The 20,689-nt window shown below is 67.7% G+C and carries 20 protein-coding genes; 16 read left to right on the forward strand and 4 right to left on the reverse strand.

Annotation, left to right across the window (positions count from 1 at the left end):
* The first annotated feature begins 19 nt into the window (after positions 1-19).
* The 7 genes from hrcA to ABNX41_RS01915 all read left to right on the forward strand — a co-directional run bounded on the left by hrcA (position 20) and on the right by ABNX41_RS01915 (position 6,621).
* Complete coding sequence (gene hrcA / locus ABNX41_RS01885; protein WP_438668022.1) at positions 20-1,090, forward strand: heat-inducible transcriptional repressor HrcA; 1,071 nt, start codon at positions 20-22, stop codon at positions 1,088-1,090.
* A 23-nt stretch (positions 1,091-1,113) separates the two neighbouring features.
* Positions 1,114-1,656, forward strand: coding sequence for a nucleotide exchange factor GrpE (locus tag ABNX41_RS01890; protein WP_438668023.1), 543 nt, complete (start codon positions 1,114-1,116; stop codon positions 1,654-1,656).
* 276 nt (positions 1,657-1,932) lie between these two features.
* The gene (gene phnC / locus ABNX41_RS01895; protein ID WP_438668024.1) at positions 1,933-2,751 is read left to right on the forward strand and encodes a phosphonate ABC transporter ATP-binding protein; all 819 of its coding nucleotides are present in this window, start codon (positions 1,933-1,935) and stop codon (positions 2,749-2,751) included.
* 81 nt (positions 2,752-2,832) lie between these two features.
* Complete coding sequence (phnD, locus tag ABNX41_RS01900) at positions 2,833-3,732, forward strand: phosphonate ABC transporter substrate-binding protein (protein WP_438668025.1); 900 nt, start codon at positions 2,833-2,835, stop codon at positions 3,730-3,732.
* 84 nt (positions 3,733-3,816) lie between these two features.
* Complete coding sequence (gene phnE / locus ABNX41_RS01905) at positions 3,817-4,692, forward strand: phosphonate ABC transporter, permease protein PhnE (RefSeq protein ID WP_438668026.1); 876 nt, start codon at positions 3,817-3,819, stop codon at positions 4,690-4,692.
* A gap of 4 nt (positions 4,693-4,696) precedes the next feature.
* Positions 4,697-6,025 carry a phosphonate ABC transporter, permease protein PhnE gene (gene phnE, locus ABNX41_RS01910; RefSeq protein ID WP_438668027.1) on the forward strand — a complete coding sequence of 443 codons (1,329 nt, stop codon included), beginning with the start codon at positions 4,697-4,699 and terminating at the stop codon, positions 6,023-6,025.
* Positions 6,025-6,621, forward strand: coding sequence for an LbetaH domain-containing protein (locus ABNX41_RS01915; RefSeq protein WP_438668237.1), 597 nt, complete (start codon positions 6,025-6,027; stop codon positions 6,619-6,621). The genes phnE (ABNX41_RS01910) and ABNX41_RS01915 overlap by 1 nt, the downstream gene beginning before the upstream one ends.
* Before the next feature lie 3 nt (positions 6,622-6,624).
* On the opposite strand, the gene phnF is transcribed toward ABNX41_RS01915, so the two are convergent.
* A complete protein-coding gene (phnF, locus tag ABNX41_RS01920) occupies positions 6,625-7,380 on the reverse strand; it encodes a phosphonate metabolism transcriptional regulator PhnF (RefSeq protein WP_438668028.1) in 756 nt (251 codons plus the stop codon).
* Between the two features lie 128 nt (positions 7,381-7,508).
* Between phnF and phnG the strand changes: the two genes are divergently transcribed.
* The 7 genes from phnG to ABNX41_RS01955 all read left to right on the forward strand — a co-directional run bounded on the left by phnG (position 7,509) and on the right by ABNX41_RS01955 (position 12,574).
* A complete protein-coding gene (gene phnG / locus ABNX41_RS01925; RefSeq protein WP_438668029.1) occupies positions 7,509-7,976 on the forward strand; it encodes a phosphonate C-P lyase system protein PhnG in 468 nt (155 codons plus the stop codon).
* Positions 7,973-8,539: a phosphonate C-P lyase system protein PhnH gene (gene phnH / locus ABNX41_RS01930; RefSeq protein WP_438668030.1), complete on the forward strand. Its 567-nt coding sequence runs from the start codon at positions 7,973-7,975 to the stop codon at positions 8,537-8,539. Before phnG ends, phnH begins: the two co-directional genes overlap by 4 nt.
* The gene (locus ABNX41_RS01935) at positions 8,540-9,622 is read left to right on the forward strand and encodes a carbon-phosphorus lyase complex subunit (protein ID WP_438668031.1); all 1,083 of its coding nucleotides are present in this window, start codon (positions 8,540-8,542) and stop codon (positions 9,620-9,622) included. It begins immediately after the preceding gene.
* 67 nt (positions 9,623-9,689) lie between these two features.
* Complete coding sequence (locus ABNX41_RS01940) at positions 9,690-10,559, forward strand: alpha-D-ribose 1-methylphosphonate 5-phosphate C-P-lyase PhnJ (protein ID WP_438668032.1); 870 nt, start codon at positions 9,690-9,692, stop codon at positions 10,557-10,559.
* Between the two features lie 32 nt (positions 10,560-10,591).
* A complete protein-coding gene (gene phnK, locus ABNX41_RS01945) occupies positions 10,592-11,353 on the forward strand; it encodes a phosphonate C-P lyase system protein PhnK (RefSeq protein WP_438668238.1) in 762 nt (253 codons plus the stop codon).
* A gap of 4 nt (positions 11,354-11,357) precedes the next feature.
* Positions 11,358-12,053 (forward strand): phosphonate C-P lyase system protein PhnL, encoded by a 696-nt coding sequence (phnL, locus tag ABNX41_RS01950; RefSeq protein ID WP_438668239.1) that lies wholly within the window; start codon positions 11,358-11,360, stop codon positions 12,051-12,053.
* Positions 12,050-12,574, forward strand: coding sequence for a ribose 1,5-bisphosphate phosphokinase PhnN (locus tag ABNX41_RS01955; RefSeq protein WP_438668033.1), 525 nt, complete (start codon positions 12,050-12,052; stop codon positions 12,572-12,574). Before phnL ends, ABNX41_RS01955 begins: the two co-directional genes overlap by 4 nt.
* On the opposite strand, the gene ABNX41_RS01960 is transcribed toward ABNX41_RS01955, so the two are convergent.
* Positions 12,565-13,257 (reverse strand): DUF1045 domain-containing protein, encoded by a 693-nt coding sequence (locus ABNX41_RS01960; protein ID WP_438668034.1) that lies wholly within the window; start codon positions 13,255-13,257, stop codon positions 12,565-12,567. The two genes, ABNX41_RS01955 and ABNX41_RS01960, sit on opposite strands and share 10 nt — an antisense overlap.
* A gap of 92 nt (positions 13,258-13,349) precedes the next feature.
* Between ABNX41_RS01960 and ABNX41_RS01965 the strand changes: the two genes are divergently transcribed.
* Positions 13,350-14,492 (forward strand): alpha-D-ribose 1-methylphosphonate 5-triphosphate diphosphatase, encoded by a 1,143-nt coding sequence (locus ABNX41_RS01965; RefSeq protein WP_438668035.1) that lies wholly within the window; start codon positions 13,350-13,352, stop codon positions 14,490-14,492.
* A gap of 15 nt (positions 14,493-14,507) precedes the next feature.
* Here the strand turns inward: ABNX41_RS01965 and mutS are convergent, their stop codons facing one another.
* Positions 14,508-17,138, reverse strand: coding sequence for a DNA mismatch repair protein MutS (gene mutS / locus ABNX41_RS01970; RefSeq protein WP_438668036.1), 2,631 nt, complete (start codon positions 17,136-17,138; stop codon positions 14,508-14,510).
* 131 nt (positions 17,139-17,269) lie between these two features.
* Between mutS and ABNX41_RS01975 the strand changes: the two genes are divergently transcribed.
* Complete coding sequence (locus ABNX41_RS01975; RefSeq protein ID WP_438668037.1) at positions 17,270-19,525, forward strand: NADP-dependent malic enzyme; 2,256 nt, start codon at positions 17,270-17,272, stop codon at positions 19,523-19,525.
* Between the two features lie 45 nt (positions 19,526-19,570).
* Here the strand turns inward: ABNX41_RS01975 and ABNX41_RS01980 are convergent, their stop codons facing one another.
* Positions 19,571-20,680 (reverse strand): polysaccharide biosynthesis/export family protein, encoded by a 1,110-nt coding sequence (locus ABNX41_RS01980; RefSeq protein WP_438668038.1) that lies wholly within the window; start codon positions 20,678-20,680, stop codon positions 19,571-19,573.
* Positions 20,681-20,689 lie beyond the last annotated feature (9 nt).

Here is a 20,689-nt window from a genome sequence, read left to right on the forward strand (position 1 = left end):
ACAGGTGATGAGGGAAGCCATGGCAAACAGGGCGCAACAGGTCTCGGAGATGAGCGAGCGCTCGCGCGAGGTGTTCCGGCGCGTGGTCGAGGGCTATCTTTCGACCGGCGAGCCGGTGGGCTCGCGCACGCTGACCCGCAGCATGACCGAACAGGTCTCGGCGGCGACAATCCGCAACGTGATGCAGGACCTTGAGTTTCTGGGCCTGCTCGACAGTCCGCATGTCTCGGCGGGCCGGGTGCCGACCCAGCAGGGGCTGCGCCTGTTCGTCGACGGGTTCATGGAGGTCGGCACCGTCGCCGAACAGGACCGCGAAAAGATCGACGCCACATTGTCACAGGACGAACAGGATGTGGGGGCGCTGCTCGACCATGTGTCGGGGGCCTTGTCGGTGCTGACGCGGGGGGCGAGCATCGTGCTGTCGCCGAAGACCAAATCCGCCCCGATCAAGCATATCGAATTCGTCTCGCTGGCCGAGGACCGGGCGCTGGTGGTGCTGGTTCTGGCCGATGGCCATGTCGAGAACCGCCTGTTCCGTCCGCCGCCGGGCCAGACGCCCTCTTCCATGCGCGAGGCGGCGAATTTCCTCAACGCCATGGCGGGGGGGCGCACGCTTGAGGATCTGCGCCGCTCCATCCGCGCCGAGATCGACGCGCGCCGCCAGGAGGTCGACAGCCTTGCCCGCGATCTGGTCGAAAGCGGCATCGCGGTCTGGGAGAATGCGGGACTTGCCTCCGAGCGGCTGATCGTGCGGGGCCGGGCCAACCTGCTCGACGGCGCCTCCGAGATGGATGTCGAGCGGATCCGCAGCCTGTTCGACGATCTGGAACGCAAGCGCGACATCGCCGAATTCCTCGATCTGGCGGAAGACGGCGACGGGGTGCGCATCTTCATCGGATCGGAAAACAAGCTTTTCTCACTTTCCGGTTCAAGTCTGGTGGTTTCTCCCTATATGAACGCCGAACGAAAGATTATCGGCGCCGTCGGCGTGATCGGCCCCACAAGGCTGAATTACGGACGGGTGGTGCCGATCGTGGATTACACGGCGCAGCTTGTCGGTCGGCTGGTATCCGACCGGGGGCGGCCCTGAGGCGTGAGAGACGAGGAAGCGAAATGGTGCAGGACAATACCGCGGTCCCCGAGGCGGAAGAGGGCGGCGATCTGCCGGAACTGGAAGAATTCATCGAAGAGGCGGAGCTTGAGGCTCTGAAGGCCGAGCGCGACGAATTCCGCGACAAGTTCATGCGCGCGCTGGCCGATGCCGAGAATTCGCGAAAGCGTGCCGATCGCGACCGCCGCGAGGCCGAGCAATACGGCGGAACGCGGCTGGCGCGCGACCTGCTGCCGGTCTACGATAATCTCAAGCGCGCGCTTTCGGCGATCCCGGACGAAAGCCGCGCCGCTTCGGAGGCGCTGATCGAAGGGGTGGAGCTGACCCTGCGCGAGCTGACCAATGTCATGGAGAAGCACGGCGTCCGTGCGGTTTCCCCCGCCGTGGGCGACCAGTTCGACCCGCAGAACCACGAGGCGATGTTCGAGGCCCCCGTCCCCGGCACCAAGGCGGGCCAGATCATCCAGGTGATGACCGAAGGTTTCATCCTGCACGACCGCCTGCTGCGTCCGGCGCAGGTGGGCGTGTCCTCGACCCCGGCCTGAGGGCCGGATCCGGGGCCGATGTCCCGGGTTCGAGCGGATCCGACGTGATCTTTCGGAAAGGGCCGACCCCGCGCAGGGTCGGCCCTTTTGCGTTCCGCCGCATGAAATTCATGCCCCGGCCCATGGGGCGGATCATTTTCCGGGCAGCGAAATCATCCTGGCCCGCCCCGGGCCAAGGGCATCCGCAGGCGATTCAAAACTTTCAAACTTCTGTGGGGCGACCGTCACACAAGGCTTCTAAGCCCTCGGCAACGTTTGAAAGCGAGAGGGCAAACGGTGCTGGAAGTTCGCAATGTCACCCGGCTCTTTGGCAATCGCGCCGCGGTCGACAATATCAGCTTCACCATCGACCGCCCGGCCTTCGTCGGCATCATCGGCCGTTCGGGGGCGGGGAAATCCACCTTCCTGCGGATGATGAACCGGCTGACCGATGCCTCGGCGGGCCAGGCGCTGGTCGAGGGGCGGGACGTGCTCTCGCTGCAAGGGGCGGTGCGGCGCGAATGGCAAAGCCAATGCGCGATGATCTTCCAGCAGTTCAATCTCGTGCCGCGCATGGATGTGGCGTCGAATGTGCTGCACGGCATCCTGAACCGCCGCTCGACCCTTTCGACCATGTTCAACCTGTGGTCGCGCACCGACATCCTGCGCGCGCTTGAGATCCTCGACCGGCTGGGCATCGCCGAACAGGCGCCCAAGCGGGCCGAGGCGCTGTCGGGCGGCCAGCAGCAGCGCGTCGCCATCGCCCGGGCGCTGATGCAGGATCCCAAGATCATCCTTGCCGACGAGCCGATCGCCAGCCTTGACCCGATGAACGCCCAGATCGTGATGGACACGCTCAAGCGCATCAATGTCGAGGATGGGCGGATGGTGATCGCGAACCTTCATACGCTCGACACGGCGCGGCGCTATTGCGACCGGGTGATCGGCATGCGCGACGGTCGCATCGTGTTTGACGGCACGCCCGACCAGCTTTCGACCGGGGTCGCGCGCGACATCTACGGCGCGGATGAAAGCTTCAACGAAGCCGCCACCTCGACCTCGATCCCCACCGATGGCGCCGCCGATGCGGCCTATGCCGACAAGCTGATGGCCTGATCCAAGTTTCCGGGAGGCGCGCGGCCCGGCCGCGCGGCCCCGATGCGTTCGACCCATTCCAAACCGACCTCTGGAGAGATCATGAAAACCCTCGCTCTGGCCCTTGCCGCTACCACCGCGCTTGCCTCGATGGCTTCGGCGCAAGAGATCACCCAGTTCAACATCGGTATCCTCGGCGGCGAAAACGCCCAGGACCGCCTGACCAACCAGGAATGCTACCGCGCCTATATCGAGACCGCCCTGGGCGTTCCGGTCAAGGTCTTCACCCCCGCCGATTATGACGGCGTGATCCAGGGCCTGCTGGGCGGCACGCTGGACATGGCCTGGCTGGGCGCCTCGGGCTATGCCAAGATCCACCTGACCGACACGGATGCGGTTTCGCCGGTGCTGACCAAGCAGAACCTCGACGGTTCGACCGGCTATTACTCGATCGGCTTCGCCCGCGCCGACAGCGGCATCACCACGCTGGAAGAAGCCAAGGGCAAGGTCTTCGCCTTCGCCGAGCCGAATTCGACCTCGGGCTATCTAGTCCCGGGCGCCGAGATGCAGGAAACCGTCGGTCCGCTGGCCGATTTCTTCTCGGAAGTGAAGTTCTCGGGCGGCCATGAGCAGTCGCTTGTCGGCGTCTCGAACGGCGATTTCGATGCCGCCGTGACCTGGGCCGACGGTCTGGGCGAATGGGAAGACGGCTTCAATTCGGGCGCCTTCCGCCGCGCCTCGGATGCGGGCCTGGTCGACATGAACGATCTGGTCGAGATCTGGCGCTCGAAGCTGATCCCGGAAGGCCCGATGGTCGTGCGCAACGCGCTGCCGGATGCGGTGAAAGAGACCGTGATCCAGCTTACCGCCGACCTGCACGAAACCGACAAGGATTGCGCCTATGGCGTGGCCGCGGGCGATGCGCTCGATTTCGTACCGATCACACATGAGGCCTATCTGGGCATCGTCGCCGCCCGTCAACTGCAGGAATCGGCGCAGTAAGACTTTCAGCACCTTCTGCCCGCGCCTTCCTGACCGGGGGCGCGGGCAATTCGCATCCATCCGACGACGCGGGCAGGATTTTCCATGGTCGATATCGCCTTCGGGCCGGAAAAGGGGCAGCGCCCCGGCCCGGCCGACAATACCGCCGCCTATCTGGAGCTTGTCCGCCGCCGCCGCCTTTACGGCGGCATCATCCTGATCCTGTTCGCGCTTCTGTTCATCTCGGGCTTCAACCTGGCCGAAAGCCGCAATGCGGGCGGGTTTCTGAACGGCTTGCCCAATATCTTAGCCTTTCCCTCGGATGTGATCTCCGAGGCCTGGGAAAAGCGCGCCAATCTGCCCCGGCTGATCTGGGCTCATGTGCCCTCGCTGATCGAGACGGTCAACATCGCCGCCGTCTCGACCCTGCTGGGCGGGCTTCTGGCCATGGTTCTGGCGCTTTTGTCCACCCGGGGCCTGGCGCGCTGGCCGCGGCTGATCGGGCTGTTCCGCCGAATGATGGACGCAAGCCGCGCCATCCCGGAAATCGTGATCGCCCTGGTCTTGATCTATATCCTTGGCGGCGGGCCGGTCCCGGCCGTGGCGGCGATCGCGCTGCATACCGCCGGCGCGCTTGGCAAACTTTTCTCGGAAGTGGCTGAGAATGCCGACCTCAAGCCGGTCGAGGGGCTGGCCTCGGTCGGCGCAACCTGGGGGCAGAGGATGTGGCTGGGCGTCCTGCCGCAGGTGGCGCCGAACTGGCTGTCCTATGCGCTCTTGCGATTCGAGATCAACGTGCGCGCCTCGGCCATTCTGGGCTTCGTCGGCGCGGGCGGCATCGGTTACGAGCTGAAGATCGCCATGCAATGGGGCCAGGGGCGGTTCGATCTGGTGGTGTCGATCTTCCTCTTGCTGTTCCTGACCATCGTGCTGATCGACCGCATCTCGGACCATGCGCGGCACCGTCTGGTGAAAGGCTGATCCCATGACCATCGCCCTGACCTCTCCGACCCTGAAAGACGACGTGCTGGCAGGCTTCGACCGGCGGAAGCTTCTGTCCTTCGCGGTGCCGCTGGCGATCCTCGGCTATCTGGTCTACGCCGCGATCTCCTTCGATCTGGCGGGGCTGGCGCAACGCGCGCGGTGGGACAACGCCAAGATCCTGCTGGCCGATTTCGTCAGCCACAAGACCCATGTCACCCGCGACAACCGCTCGGGCCGCCTGACCGTCGCGGTCGAGGGCGAGGGCAAGGGCACCTATCCCGAGGGCATCCTGCCCGATTGGGTCACCGCCCGGGGCGAGACCACGGTGATCGACCTCGGGCGCGGCCATGTCGTCACCTATGACGCGCAGGGCGCGCGCTATGACGTGCCGGGCTACGGGGTGATCGACATCCGCCCGACCGAAGAGAACACCCTGGCCTTGACCGCGCCGCAGCCGCTGCCGGACTGGATCAACGCCTCGGACAACCGCGTCAGCGTCACGACCCAGGCCGGGCGGTTCAACTATACCCGCTCCAAGGTCGAGACCTTCTATTACGAGCCGGGCTGGCCCCTGTTCTTCTTCACCCCCGACAGCGCCTTCGCCTTCATGTCCTGGGGCGAGATCCTGGCCTCGTTCCTGTGGGAGGAGCGGATCGAGCCCGACCGCTCTAACCTCTCGGCCATGACGCGCGATTTTCTGACAAACGGCATGTGGCGCCATGGCGACGTGTTCTGGGCCATGTTCGAGACGATCCTGATGGCCTTCATCGGCACGTTCGGTGCGGCCATGGTGGCATTGCCGCTGTCCTTCCTTGCCGCCAAGAACATGATGCCCTTCGCGGGCATCCGCTTTGCCTTCCGTCGGGTTTTCGACTTCATCCGGGGGGTGGACGGGTTGATCTGGACCATCGTCCTGGCGCGGGCCTTCGGGCCGGGGCCGATGACCGGCGCCCTGGCGATGCTTCTGACCGACACCGGCAGCTTCGGCAAGACCTTCTCAGAGGCGCTTGAGAACATCGACGAAAAGCAGGTCGAGGGCATCCGCTCCACCGGGGCGAACCCTGTCCAGAGGGCGCGGTTCGGGGTGATGCCGCAGGTGATGCCGATCCTGCTCAGCCAGGTGCTCTACTTCTTCGAATCGAACACCCGCAGCGCCACTGTGATTGGCGCCATCGTCGGCGGGGGCATCGGGCTCTTGCTGACGCAGGCGATCCAGACCCAGAAGGATTGGGAGGATGTCGCCTATTACATGGTGCTGATCGTCTTGATGGTCATGGCGATGGACAGCCTGTCGAGCTGGCTGCGCCGCAAGCTGATCAAGGGCGAATGATGCCGAAGCTTTCGCCCTCATCCCCCTTCCTTCACCTGGGATGCGAGGTGGGCGAGGGGTCGCGGATCCGCAATTCCTCGTTCGGGGATTACGCCTATTGCGGCCGGCTGGCCGATATCGCCAATGCCGCGGTGGGGAAATTCGTCAATATCGCCGCGATGACGCGGATCGGCCCGACCGATCATCCGATGGGCGCGGCGGCGCTGCACCATTTCCACTATCGCAGCGCCTATTATTGGGACGAGCCCGATGACGCCGAATTCTTCGCCGCCCGCGCGGCGCGGCGGGTGATGCTGGGCCATGATTGCTGGATCGGCCATGGCGCCATCGTGAAACCCGAGGTCGTGATCGGGCCCGGCGCGGTCGTGGCCGCCGGTGCGGTGGTGACGCGCGACGTGCCGCCTTTCGTGATCGTCGCCGGTTGCCCGGCGGCGCCCTTGCGGGGCCGTTTCGCGCCCGAGGTGGGCGAGCGGCTGCTCGCGCTTGCCTGGTGGGACTGGGATCATGCGCGCCTGCGACAGGCCTTGCCGGATTTCCGCCGCATGAAGGCCGAGGCCTTCCTGGACAAATACGAAAGCCTGGCCGTTTCGGCCTGAGCCTCAGGGCTCGGTCGCAGGGGATTCAGCCGGGGATTCGGGTGCCAGGGATTCGGCCGCAAGCGTCAGGGTCACCCGGTCGCCCGCGAACCAGGTGGTGCCGTATTCGACCGGGCGGCCCTCCGGGTCCACATTCACCGCGACCGCGCGCAGGATCGGCGCGCCCTCGGGCAGTTGCAGCGCCAGCGCCTGCACCGGGCGCGCGATCTTGGCGGTCAGCCGGGTCGAGGCGCGGGTGTAATCCGTCAGCCCAAGCGCCACCAGCGCGGCGGTGATCGAATGGCTTTCCTCGATCCGGCGCAGGAAATCGGGAAAGCGCGCGGCGTCGAAGACCGAGCGGAAGATCGCCAGCGGCTGGTTGTCGACCAGAGAGATCCCCTCGACCACATGCACCGCCGCGCCCGGCGCCAGCACCAGCGCGCCCGCCTCGCGCGCATCGGCGCCGCGCGTCTCCAGAAGCGTCAGCCGCCGCGAGGGTGTCCGCCCCGAAGCCGCGACATTGTGGTGGAACCGCACCCGGCGGCCAAGCGCATAGTCGGTGGGTCGGGCGGTGACGAAAACCCCCGCGCCCCGGCGGCTGTGAAGGGTGCCCGCCTCGGCCAGCGCCGACAACGCATGGCGCACGGTATGGCGGTTGACGCCGAATCGCGCCGCCAAAGCGGATTCGCTGGGCAGGCGGTCGCCGGGTTTGTAGTGCCCCCCCGCGATTTCGGCGCCAAGCGTCTCGGCGATGGATTTCCAGATCGCGCTGCGTGCCATGCGGCCCTCTTTTTTCGCCCGTCATCAAAAATTCACAAGACTCCGCTTGCCGCGACGGCCTCGGCGAAGCTATCACTTGTCTAGTTGTCTAGTAATCTAGACAAATCCGCAAGCTGTCGAGGCCGAAGATGGGCGAGATTTCCGACACCCCCCCGAAGACCGACGCCTCAACGCAGGCCCGCGCCGAATGGATGTCGGTGCTGGCCAAGGCGCAGCCCGCGCGGCTGGCGGCGCTTCTGCCAGAACTGCCGGGCCACCAGATCCTCCGGGCGCCCGAGATTGGCGCGGTGATGGTGCGCGGGCGCATCGGCGGCCAGGGCGCGGCCTTCAACCTGGGCGAGATGACGGTGACCCGCTGCGCGCTTCGGCTCGACGGTGGGGCGGTGGGCCATGCCATGGTCCAGGGCCGCGACCGCGCCCATGCGCTGCGCGCCGCCGTGGTGGATGCCTTGATGCAGACCGATCCGGGCAGGACCGGCGCCGCGATCCTGACCCCGCTGCGGGCCGAGGCCCGGGCCGCGCGCGAAAGCCGCGCCGCGAAAGCCGCCGCGACCCGGGTCGAATTCTTCACCCTCGTTCGCGGAGAGGACAAATGAGTCTGCATCTTTCCGGCGGTTTCGCCGAACCCGCGCAGCAATCCGCCCGTGCCTTTCGCGCGCTTCTCGACGCGATGGCGCGGCCCGGCCGCATCCAGCGCGTCGAAGGCGCGGCCCCGCCCGTGCCGGTCTCGGTCGCGGCGGGGGTGGCGCTGCTGGTGCTGACCGATCCGACCACGCCGCTGCATCTTGCGGGCGGCGCGGACCGGCCGGAACTGCGCGACTGGATCGCCTTTCACACTGGCGCGCCGCTGGTCGGCGCCGAAAAGGCCCGTTTCGCCCTTGGCGACTGGCAGGCCCTGTCGCCGGTCTCGCGTTTTGCGATCGGCGATCCGGCCTGGCCCGACCGCTCTGCCACGCTGATCGTGGAAACCGACAGGCTGGAGCCCGCGGGCGGGCGGCTGACCGGGCCGGGGATCCGGGACGAGGCCTTCCTGTCCCTGCCCGAAACCGCCGCCTTCCAGGTCAATCGCGCCCTTTTTCCGCTGGGTTTCGACATTTTCCTGACCTGTGGCGACCGCCTTGCGGCGCTGCCACGCTCGACCCGGGTGGAGGATCGATAGATGTATGTCGCCGTCAAAGGAGGCGAGCGCGCCATCGACGCCGCCCATGCCTGGCTGGCCGAAGAGCGTCGCGGCGATCCAGCGGTGCCCGAACTGTCGGTGGCGCAGATCCGCGAACAGATGAGCCTTGCCGTGAACCGGGTGATGGCCGAAGGGTCGCTCTTCGACCCGAACCTAGCCGCTCTGGCCCTGAAACAGGCGCGCGGCGATCTGGTCGAGGCTGTGTTCCTGATCCGCGCCTGGCGCACCACCCTGCCGCGTTTCGGTGCGTCGCATCCGGTCGATACCTCGGCCATGGTGGTGGACCGGCGGATCTCGGCCACGTTCAAGGACCTGCCGGGGGGGCAGGTGCTGGGCCCGACCTTCGACTATACCCACCGGCTCTTGGATTTCGCGCTGGCCGCCGAGGGCGAGGTGCCGCCCGCCCCCACCGCGCCCTCCCGGGACGAGGCCATGCCGCATGTCTGCGCGCTTCTGGGCGCGGGCGGGTTGATCGAACCCGAGCCCTGCGACGACAGCACACCCCCGGACCTGACGCGCGAGCCGCTGGAACTGCCCGCCTCGCGCGCGCTGCGGCTTCAGGCGCTGGCGCGGGGGGATGAGGGGTTCCTTCTGTCGCTGGCCTATTCCACCCAGCGCGGCTACGGGCGCACCCATGCCTTCGTGGGCGAATTGCGCATCGGTCGCGTCGAGGTCGAGGTCGAAATCCCCGAGCTGGGCTTCGCCGTCGCGGTCGGCGAGATCGAGCTGACCGAATGCGAGACGGTGAACCAGTTCAAGGGCTCAAGAACCAAGCCGCCGCAATTCACCCGGGGCTACGGCCTCGTCTTCGGCCAGTCCGAGCGCAAGGCGCTGTCGATGAACCTTGTCGACCGCGCCCTGCGCTGGAACGAATTGGGCGAGGATTTCACCGGGGCCCCGGCGCAGGACGAGGAATTCGTCATCTCGCATTGCGACAACATCCAGGCCTCGGGCTTTCTGGAACATATCAAACTGCCGCATTACGTCGATTTCCAGGCCGAGCTGGAACTGATCCGCCGCCTTCGGGCCGAGGCGGAAGCCCTGAAGGAGGCCGCAGAATGATCCCGCTTTTCGCCGCATCGGCGCTTTTGTCCATGGCGCGGGAAAGACCCCGCAGGGAGAGGGCCAGATGACCGCCGAGGCCTATAATTACGCCTATCTGGACGAACAGACCAAAAGGATGATCCGGCGCGCCCTGCTCAAGGCGCTGGCGGTGCCGGGCTATCAGGTGCCCTTCGCCAGCCGCGAGATGCCGATGCCCTATGGCTGGGGCACCGGCGGCGTGCAGGTGACCGCGGCCTGCCTTGTTCCCGAGGACCGGCTGAAGGTGATCGACCAAGGCGCCGACGACACCACCAATGCGGTCTCGATCCGGCGCTTATTCCAGCGCACCGCCGGGGTGGAAGTGACCCGCGAGACCGCCGCCGCAAGCGTGATCCAGACCCGCCACCGCATCCCCGAGACGCCGCTGACCGAGGGCCAGATCCTAGTCTATCAGGTGCCGATCCCCGAGCCCCTGCGCTTTCTGGAGCCGCGCGAGACCGAGACGCGCAAGATGCACGAGCATGAGGAATACGGGCTGATGCATGTGAAGCTTTACGAAGACATTGCCCGCCATGGCGAGATCGCCACTGCCTATGCCTATCCGGTCCGGGTCGAGGGGCGCTATGTGATGGATCCCTCGCCGATCCCGAAATTCGACAATCCAAAGCTTTCGGGGAATGCCGCGATCCAGCTTTTCGGCGCGGGGCGCGAGGCGCGGATCTATGCGCTGCCGCCCTATACGCAGGTGGTCAGCCTGGATTTCGAGGACCATCCCTTCGTGGCCTCGAAAGCCGATCACGCCTGCGATCTGTGCGGGGCGCGGGACAGCTATCTCGACGAGGTGATCACCGACGACCGCGGCGCGCGGATGTTCGTCTGTTCGGACAGCGATTTCTGTGCCGCGCGCCAGGCGGCGGGCCATGGTGCCGCGCCATCGCCGGAGGAGGTGTTCTGATGGCGGCCGTGGAATTGGATATTTATGCCAAGATGAATGAGCAGCCCCTGCTTTCGGTCCAGGGGCTTGAGAAGCTTTACGGCGCACGGATCGGCTGCACCGATGTCTCGTTCGATCTTTATCCGGGCGAGGTTCTGGGCATCGTCGGCGAAAGTGGATCGGGGAAATCGACGCTGCTGTCCTGCCTTGCCGGGCATCAGCGCCCAGATCGCGGCGCCATCCGCTACGAAGGCGCCGATGTGCTGGCGATGCCGGAAGCGGGGCGGCGGCGGCTTTTGCGCGGGGATTGGGCTTATGTCCACCAGAATCCGCGCGACGGCCTGCGCATGGGGGTCAGCGCGGGGGGCAATGTGGGCGAGCGGCTGATGGCGGTCGGCGCGCGCCATTACGGCGCCATCCGCGAGACCGCCACCGACTGGCTGGGCCGGGTCGAGATCGCGGCGGAGCGGATCGACGACCGGCCCTCGGCCTTTTCGGGCGGGATGCAGCAAAGGTTGCAGATCGCGCGCAATCTGGTGACCGGGCCGCGGCTGGTCTTCATGGACGAGCCGACCGGGGGGCTTGATGTCTCGGTCCAGGCGCGGCTTCTGGATCTTTTGCGCGGGCTGGTCCGGGACATGGGGCTTTCGGTGGTGATCGTGACCCATGACCTGGCGGTGGTGCGGCTTCTGGCCGACCGGCTGATGGTGATGAAATCGGGCCGCGTGGTGGAAACCGGCCTGACCGACCAGGTTCTGGACGATCCGCAGCATGGCTATACCCAGCTTCTCGTCTCTTCGGTATTGCAGGTCTAGGATGATGATCGAGGTTTCCAATCTGTCGAAGGCATTCACCCTGCACAATCAGGGCGGGGCGGTGATCGAGGTGATGGCGGGGGCGGGGCTGTCCGTGGCGCCGGGCGAATGCGTCGGGCTGGTGGGCCGGTCGGGCGCGGGGAAATCGACGCTGATGCGGATGATCTACGGCAATTACCTGGCCGCCGGGGGCGAGATCCGCGTGGGCGGCGTCGAGGTCACCGGCGCGCCCCCCCGCCGCATCCTTGCGCTGCGCCGCGCGACCCTTGGCTATGTCAGCCAGTTCCTGCGGGTGGTGCCGCGGGTGCCCACGCTGGACGTGGTGGCCGAGCCGCTGCTGGCCCTGGGGGTGGCGCGGGCGGCGGCGCGGGCGCGGGCGGCCGATCTGCTGGCACGGCTGAATGTTCCGCAGCCGCTGTGGTCGCTGTCGCCCACCACATTCTCGGGCGGCGAGCAGCAAAGGGTGAATATCGCGCGCGGTTTCGCCCATGATTATCCGGCGTTGTTGCTGGACGAGCCGACGGCCAGCCTGGATGCGCTGAACCGCGAGGTGGTGCTGACGCTGATCGAAGAGGCCAAGGCACGCGGTGCGGCGGTTCTGGGGATCTTCCATGACGCGCCCGCGCGGGATCGCGTCTGCAACCGGCTGGTCGATGTGACCGGCTTCACGCCCGCCCTGGCCGGGGGGACGGCGGCATGATCCCGGTCCCGGTCGCGGTCGTCGGGCCTTCGGGCGCGGGCAAGGACACGCTGATGGCGATGGCCTGTGCCAGCGACGCCGGTATCCGCGCCGCGCGGCGGGTGATCACCCGGCCCTCGCAGGCCGGGGGCGAGGATTTCGAGGGCGTGACCGAGGCGGAATTCGCCCGGCGGCAGGCGGCGGGGGAGTTCCTCTTGCATTGGCGCGCCCATGGCCTGGCCTATGGCATTCCGGCTGCTGCCATGGCGGGCGAGGGGGTGCTGCTCTTCAACGCCTCGCGCACGGCCTTGCCCGAGGCGGCGCGGCTTCTGCCGGGCCTGCGGGTTCTTCTGGTCACCGCGCCGCCCGAGGTTCTGGCGGTGCGGCTGGCCGGGCGGGGCCGTGAGGGGGCCGAGGACCGCGCGCTTCGCCTGGCCCGCGCGGATTATCCCCTGCCCGAGGGGATCGCGGCCCGGACCGTCATGAACGACGCCACGCCCGAGGCGGGGCTCGCGCGGTTCATGGCCGCGCTTCAGCCGTGAAGGGAAAAGCGGTGCAGAAGATGGAAGCGCCCGTCCTCCGCCTCGCCGAAAAGGCACAGCGAGTCGATCGTGAAGGGGCGCGGCAGCACCGGCGCGAAATGGGCGGCAAGGATCCTTGCCACTTCGTCCGCTTGCGCGGGATCGAGCCGGTCGGTCAGCGTCAGATGGAAGCGGAATTCCTCCATCACGAAGGGATAGCCCCAGAGGTCGAGCAGCGCGCGCTGGCGCGGCGTCAGCCGCTCGGGTCGGCGGCGGGCGGTTTCATCGGCGGTCAGGGCGGCGCGAAACGGGTTCGTCTCCTCCACCACCCTGGCGGCGAGGGCTTGCAGCGCCGCGGGGTCGCCCTCGGGGATCAGCGCGAGGAACCCGTCGAGCGCGACCAGGCGCAGCCCCGGCAGGGTGACCGGGGGCAAGCGCCGGGCCAGATCCTCCAGCGCGGCCTTCAGCGCGGCGGGGGTGCTACCCTCGGCCAGGCGGAAGGGCGCGCGGATCGTGCCGTGAAAGCCGTAGCGACCGGGATCGCGGGTGATCTCGGCGGCGCCCGTCCCGCCGGGCAGGCCCAGATCGGGCTGCGCGAGAGGGCGGCCTGCCCCGGTATCCCAGCCAAGCCAGGCGCTGGCGCGGGCTTCGAATGCGCCCTTTTCGGGCGCGTAATAGACGGCGAAACGTTTCATCTGATCCATGCCGGGCTGACTGACAGGCGATTGTCACATGGCTGTGACGGTGCGCTGTCATTGGACCGCCCCGGCGAGGGGATCGCAATACAGGACCGACCATGACCGAGACCATTCTTTCCAATGCCGCGCTTGTCCTGCCCGGCGAGGTGATCCGGGGCTCTGTCGTGCTGCGCGACGGCCGGATCGCCGCGATCGACCACGGGACCGGCCTGACCCCCGGCGCGGTGGACTGCGGCGGCGATCTGGTGATGCCCGGGCTGATCGAATTGCACACCGACAATATCGAGCGCCACCTTCAGCCCCGCCCCAAGGTGGACTGGCCGCACCAGGCCGCGATCATCGCCCATGACGCCGAACTGGCCAGCGTCGGGATCACCACGGTCTTCGACGCGCTGCGGGTGGGGTCGGTCTTCACCTCAAGCAATGCGGGATATGGCGAATATGCCCGCGCGCTGGCGCATGAGATCCTGGGCCTGCGGGCGGCCAATGCCCTGCGGATCAGCCATTTCCTGCATCTGCGCGCCGAGATCTGTTCGGAAACCCTGGTCGAGGAAATGGCGAAATTCGGCCCCGAGGACCGGATCGGCATCGTCAGCCTGATGGACCATACCCCGGGCCAGCGCCAGTTCCGCGACATCGGCAAGCTGCGCGATTACGTCATGGGCAAGCGCGGCATGTCCGAGGCCGAATTCGACGCCCATGTCGCGAACCAGCAGACCCTGCGCGAGCGCTTCGGCGCCCTGCACGAGGCGACCGCCGTGGCCGAGGCCCGGCGCTACGGCGCGACGCTGGCCAGCCATGACGACACCACCGCGCCGCAGGTGGCGGTCTCGGCCGGTCACGGCGTGCATTTTGCCGAGTTTCCCACCACGGTCGAGGCGGCGCGGGCCTGCCATGTTCATGGCATCAAGGTGATGATGGGGGCGCCGAACCTGATCCGGGGGGGCTCGCATTCCGGCAATGTCGCGGCCAGCGCGCTGGCGGAGCTGGATCTGCTGGACATCCTGTCTTCGGATTACGTCCCCTCCTCGCTGCTTTCGGCGGCGCTGATGCTGGGGGATCTGTGGGGCGACATGGCGCGCGGCCTTGCCACCGTGACCGCCGCCCCGGCCGAGGCGACCGGGCTTACCGACCGCGGCCATCTGGCCGAGGGCGGGCGGGCCGATGTGATCCGCGTCACCCGGATCGGCAATGCGGGCGCGATCCGGGGCGTCTGGGTCCAGGGCCGCCGCGTCGGCTGAGGGCCGCCGCGTGGGCTAAAGCAGCCCGCGCAGCTCATAGATCAGCGACAGCGCCTCTTTCGGCGTCATCTCGTCGGGATGGGCGGTCTTCAGCCGCGCCTCGACCGCGCTTTCGCGCGCCGGGGCCGCCGCTGCCGGACGGGCGGGCGGCGCGGCGCGGAACAGCGGCAGGTCGTCGATCAGCGCGGCCTGCTTGCCGCCCTGGCGGTCGCCCTGCTCCAGCGCCTCCAGCACGATGCGGGCGCGTTCGACCACCGAGGCGGGCAGCCCCGCCAGCCGCGCCACCTGCACGCCATAGCTGCGGTCGGCGGCGCCGCGCCGCACCTCATGCAGGAAGATCACCTCGCCTTCCCATTCCTTCACGGTGACGGTGGCGTTCTCGACCCCTTCGAGTTTGCCCGCAAGCTGGGTCATCTCATGGTAATGGGTGGCGAAAAGCGCGCGGCAGCGGTTCGTCTCATGCAGATGTTCCAGGGTGGCCCAGGCGATGGAAAGCCCGTCCCAGGTCGCCGTGCCGCGCCCGATCTCGTCCAGGATCACCAGCGCGCGGTCGTCGGCCTGGTTCAGGATCGCCGCCGTCTCGACCATCTCGACCATGAAGGTCGAGCGCCCGCGCGCCAGATCATCCGAGGCGCCGACGCGGCTGAACAACTGGCTGACCAGGCCGATATGGGCCGAGGCGGCGGGCACGAAACCGCCAGCCTGGGCCAGAAGCGCGATCAGCGCGTTCTGGCGCAGGAATGTCGATTTCCCCGCCATGTTCGGCCCGGTCAAGAGCCAGATCGCGGGCGAATCCCCGGTGGTCAGATCGCAGTCGTTGGCGACGAAACCGGCGCCGGTCTGGCGGCGCAGCGCCCGCTCCACCACCGGATGGCGCCCGGCCCGCACCACGAAGGCGCGCGAGGTGTCCACGACCGGCTCGGCCCAGTCCTGCTCGGCGGCCAGATCGGCGAAGGCGGCGCCCAGGTCGATCTCCGCCAGCGCCCGCGCCGCCGTGCCGATCGGCCCGGCCTGTTGCACGACCGCCGCGCGCAAGGCGTCGAAATGGCGCCTTTCGGTCTCAAGCGCCAGATTGGCGGCGTTCAGGATCCGGGTCTCCAGATCCGACAGCGCGACCGTGGTGAAACGCACCTGGCCCGCCGTGGTCTGGCGATGGATGAACAGATCGGGCCGGGCGCGCAGCTTTTCCTCATGGGTGGGGGTCACCTCGATGAAATAGCCCAGCACGTTGTTGTGCTTGATCTTCAGCCCCGGCACGCCCGCGCTTTCGGCATATTGCGCCTGCATCCGGCCGATGATGCCGCGGCCCTCGTCGCGCAACTGTCGGGTTTCGTCCAGAGCGGCGTCGAAACCCGGCGCGATGAAGCCGCCGTCGCGCGCCAGCAGCGGCGGCTCGGCCACCAGCGCCCGGTCCAGAAGATCGACGAGGTCGTCATGCCCGGTCAGCGCCTGCGCCGCGCGCGCAAGCAGGGGCGGCGCCGCGTTCAGCCGGTCCGACAGCGCCAGCGCCTGGGTCAGCCCGGCCCGGATCGCCGCCAGATCGCGCGGCCCGCCCCGGTCCAGCGCCAGCCGCGACAGGGCGCGGTCCATGTCCGGCACCCGGCGAAGCGCATCGCGCAGCCCGTCGCGCAGGGCGGTGTGGTCGAGCAGATGGCGCAGCGCAGCCAGCCTCGCATGGATCACCTCAAGGCTGCGCGAGGGCGAGGACAGCCGCCGCTCCAGAAGCCGCGCGCCGCCGGCGGTGACCGTGCGGTCCACCGCCGCCAGGAGCGAGCCCTCGCGCCCGCCGGAAAGCGCCTGGGTGATCTCAAGGTTGCGGCGGGTCGAGGCGTCGATCTGCACCGCGCCGCCGGGCGCCTCCCTGACCGGGGGGCGCAAGAGGGGCAATTGGCCGCGCTGGGTCAGGTCGAGATAGTCGACCAGCCCGCCCATGGCCGAAAGCTCGGCCCGGGTGAAACTGCCGAAACCCTCCAGCGAGCCGGTGCCGAACAGGTCGCACAGCCGCTTTTCGGCGCCCGCGGAATCGAAACTGGCGCGGGCGAGGGGGGTGACCGCCGCCCCCGCGTCGCGCGCGATCCCGGCCAGGTCGCGGTCGCGCGTCTCGCTGACCAGAAGCTCGCGCGGGGTCAGCCGGGCCAGCTCCGGCCCCAGGCGCGGAAGCGGGCAGGGCATGACGCGCAATTCCCCGGTGGAAATGTCGGCCCAGGCCAGCGCGGCCTCGTCCCTGACCTCGGCGAAGGCGGCGAGGTAATTGTGGCGCCGCGCCTCGAGCAGGCTGTCCTCGGTCAGCGTGCCGGGGGTGACGAGCCGCACCACATCGCGCTTCACCACCGATTTCGCGCCGCGCTTCTTCGCCTCGGCCGGGTCTTCGAGCTGTTCGGCGATGGCGACGCGGAACCCCTTGCGGATCAGGGTCAGCAGGTAGCCCTCGGCCGAATGGACGGGGACGCCGCACATCGGGATCGGCTCGCCCTTGTGGGTGCCGCGTTTGGTCAGGGCGATGTCCAGCGCCTCCGAGGCGGCCAGCGCATCCTCGAAGAACATCTCGTAGAAATCGCCCATCCGGTAGAACAGCAGCGCGCCCGGATTGCGGTCGCGGATCTCCAGATACTGCGCCATCATCGGCGTCACGGCGTCGTCGGTCATCTGTCCCCCAATGGCTGGGCCCGACCCTACAAAAGCCCGCGCATCGCCGCAAACAGGCTTTTCAGCGGCGCGGCCCGGGTCTAAGACCCCGGCCACCGGCCGAAGGCCGCGCCCCGGAGGAGGAAGTTCCCATGTCCCGCGCCAAGACCACGCCCGAAGAGGCGCTCGCCTATCATTTCGAACCCCGCCCGGGGAAATACGAAATCACCGCCTCGAAGCCGATGGCGACGCAGCGCGACCTGAGCCTGGCCTACAGCCCGGGCGTGGCGGTGCCGGTCCAGGCCATCGCCGATGCGCCGGGGACGGCCTATGACTATACCGTCAAGGGAAACATGGTCGCCGTGATCTCGAACGGGACGGCGATCCTGGGCATGGGGAACCTGGGCGCGCTGGCTTCGAAGCCGGTGATGGAGGGCAAGGCGGTCCTCTTCAAGCGGTTCGCCGATGTGAACGCGATCGACATCGAGCTGGACACCGAGGACGCCGACGAGATCATCAAGGCGGTCAAGCTGATGAGCCCGACCTTCGGCGGCATCAACCTTGAGGACATCAAGGCGCCGGAATGCTTCATCATCGAGAGCAGGTTGAAGGAAATCTGCGACATTCCGGTCTTCCACGACGACCAGCACGGCACGGCGGTGATCTGCGCCGCGGGCCTGATCAACGCGCTGGAGATCTCGGGCAAGAAGATCGAGGATGTGAAGATCGTCCTGAACGGCGCGGGCGCGGCCGGGATCGCCTGTCTGGAGCTTCTGAAGTCGATGGGCGCGCAGCATCAGAACTGCATCATGTGCGACACCAAGGGCGTGATCTGGCAGGGCCGGACCGAGGGCATGAACCAGTGGAAATCCGCCCATGCGGTGGTGACCCCCGCCCGCACGCTGGAAGAGGCGATGGTGGGCGCCGATGTGTTCCTGGGCGTTTCCGCCAAGGGCGCGGTGACGCCCGGGATGGTGGCCTCGATGGCCGACAATCCGGTGATCTTCGCCATGGCGAATCCCGATCCCGAGATCACCCCGGAAGAGGCCCATGCGGTGCGCGCCGATGCCATCGTGGCGACGGGGCGGTCGGATTACCCCAACCAGGTCAACAACGTCCTGGGCTTCCCCTATCTGTTCCGCGGCGCGCTGGACATCCATGCCCGGGCGATCAACGACGAGATGAAGATCGCCTGCGCGCGCGCTTTGGCCGAACTCGCGCGGCAGGATGTGCCGGACGAGGTCGCCATGGCCTATGGGCGCAAGCTCAGTTTCGGGCGTGACTATATCATTCCGACGCCCTTCGATCCGCGCCTGATCCATGTCGTGCCGCCCGCCGTGGCGCGCGCGGGCATGGATACCGGCGTGGCGCGCCGTCCGATCATCGACATGAAGGCCTATGAGGACGGGCTGAAGGCGCGGATGGACCCGACCGCCTCGATCCTGCAGGGGATCCACGCCCGTGCCCGCCAGGCCCAGGCCCGGATGATCTTCGCCGAGGGCGACGATCCGCGCGTCCTGCGCGCCGCGGTGGCCTATCAGCGCTCCGGCCTTGGCCGCGCGCTGGTGGTCGGGCGCGAGAACGACGTGAAGGACAAGCTTGAGGCCGCAGGCCTCGGCGATGCGGTGCGCGAGCTTGAGGTGGTGAATGCCGCCAATACCCGGCATCTCGACGCCTACAAGGACTTCCTTTACCGCCGCCTTCAGCGCCAGGGCCATGACCGGCAGGACATTCACCGCCTGGCCGCCCGCGACCGCCATGTCTTCGCCTCGCTGATGCTGGCGCATGGCCATGGCGACGGGCTGGTCACCGGGGCCACGCGCAAATCCGCCCATGTTCTCAGCCTGATCAACAATGTCTTCGATGCCAAGGCCACCGACGGCGCCGTCGGCGTGACCGCGCTTCTGCACAAGGGCCGCATCCTGCTGATCGCCGACACCCTGGTCCATGAATGGCCCGAGGAAGAGGATCTGGCCACCATCGCCACCCGTGCCGCCGGGGTCGCTCGCAATCTGGGGCTTGAGCCGCGCGTGGCCTTCGTCTCGTTCTCGACCTTCGGCTATCCGGTGTCGGAGCGCGCGACCAAGATGCACCGGGCGGTCGAGGTGCTGGACCACAGCGGCGCCGATTTCGAATATGATGGCGAGATGACGGTGGATGTGGCGCTGAACATGGCGCAGCGCGCGGCCTATCCGTTCTGTCGCCTGACCGGACCGGCCAATATCCTTGTGGTGCCCGCGCGGCATTCGGCCTCGATCTCGGTCAAGCTGATGCAGGAAATGGCGGGCGCCACCGTGATCGGGCCGATCCTGACCGGGGTGAAGAAGCCGATCCAGATCTGCTCGACCACCGCGACCGCGAACGACGTGCTGAACATGGCGGTGATGGCGGCCTGCAAGATGGGCTGAGGCGGCCGCCCCCGCGCCGCCTTTCGACGGCGCGGGGGCGGGGGCTCAGTCGTTGTTGGCCAGGGCCTGGGTGTTGCGTCCAAGGCCGACGAAACCGCTGAACAGCCCCAGGATCGAGGCCGTGGTCCCGATGGCGCTTTCGGTCACCACCACCACGTCGCGGTTCTGGATCAGCAGCTCGCCCGCGCTGAACAGCCCGTCCGCCGTGGTCAGGTCGATGGCGAAGACCACCCGCTCCTTGCCCGGCCCCGAACCGTCGCCGCGCAGCGCGCTTGCCGGATAGTCGCGCAGGATCAGGATGCCCTTGGCATTGGCGCGCCCGTCGTTCAGGCCGCCCAGCAGGGAAAGCGCCTCAAGCGCGGTGATCTTTTCCTGGGTGAAGGGCACCTGGTTCTCGCGCGAACTGGCGCCGAGCGCGATGAAATAGCGGTCGTCGGATTCGACATAGACCTTGTCGCCCCCGCGCAAGGTGGTGTCGAGCGAGGGATCCTTCATCAGCCTTTCGGCCGAGATGCCGTAAAGCTTGCCGTCGCGGATCAGCCGCACATTGGGATTCTTGATCGAGGTGGGGATGCCGCCGCCAAGCGCGATCAGGCTGAGGATCGAAAAGTCGCGGTCGGGCAAGGGATAGCTGCCGGGGCTCGCGACGCCGCTGACCAGATCGACGGCGGACCTGCGCCCGGGCTCGTGCGAGACCAGCACCTGGGCCGAGGGCATGATGCCTTCGATCTTGGTCTGGATCGCCCGGCGCGCCTCGTCCGGGGTCATGTTGCTGACCAGTACCTTCTCGGCATAGGGCAGGAAGATGCTGCCATCGGGCCCGACCGTCAGGCCATTCAGGGCGACATGCTTCTCTCCGGGGCTGGACAGCAGCGAGGTGTCGTCGTTTTCCCAGATGCTCACGCTGAGCTGGTCCCCGGCCTGGATCATCGTCGATGCCGGGCCGCGCTTGCGGGAAATCCAGCCATGGGTCGGTGTCGTCGCGGCCGGGGTCGGCCATTTCGCGATCCGTCCGACGGTCTCGCGGTCGATGCGATGCACTTCGAAATGGGAATCGTCCGCCTCGGCGCCCTTGATGATCTGCCCGACCTGGCCTGCGCCGCGCGGGGCGTTGCAGCCTGCAAGCGTCATCGACGCCGCGGTCAGAAGGCTCACCAGACAACT

Source organism: Pseudogemmobacter sonorensis (genome assembly GCF_042762395.1).
Classification (GTDB): Bacteria; Pseudomonadota; Alphaproteobacteria; order Rhodobacterales; family Rhodobacteraceae; genus Pseudogemmobacter; species Pseudogemmobacter sonorensis.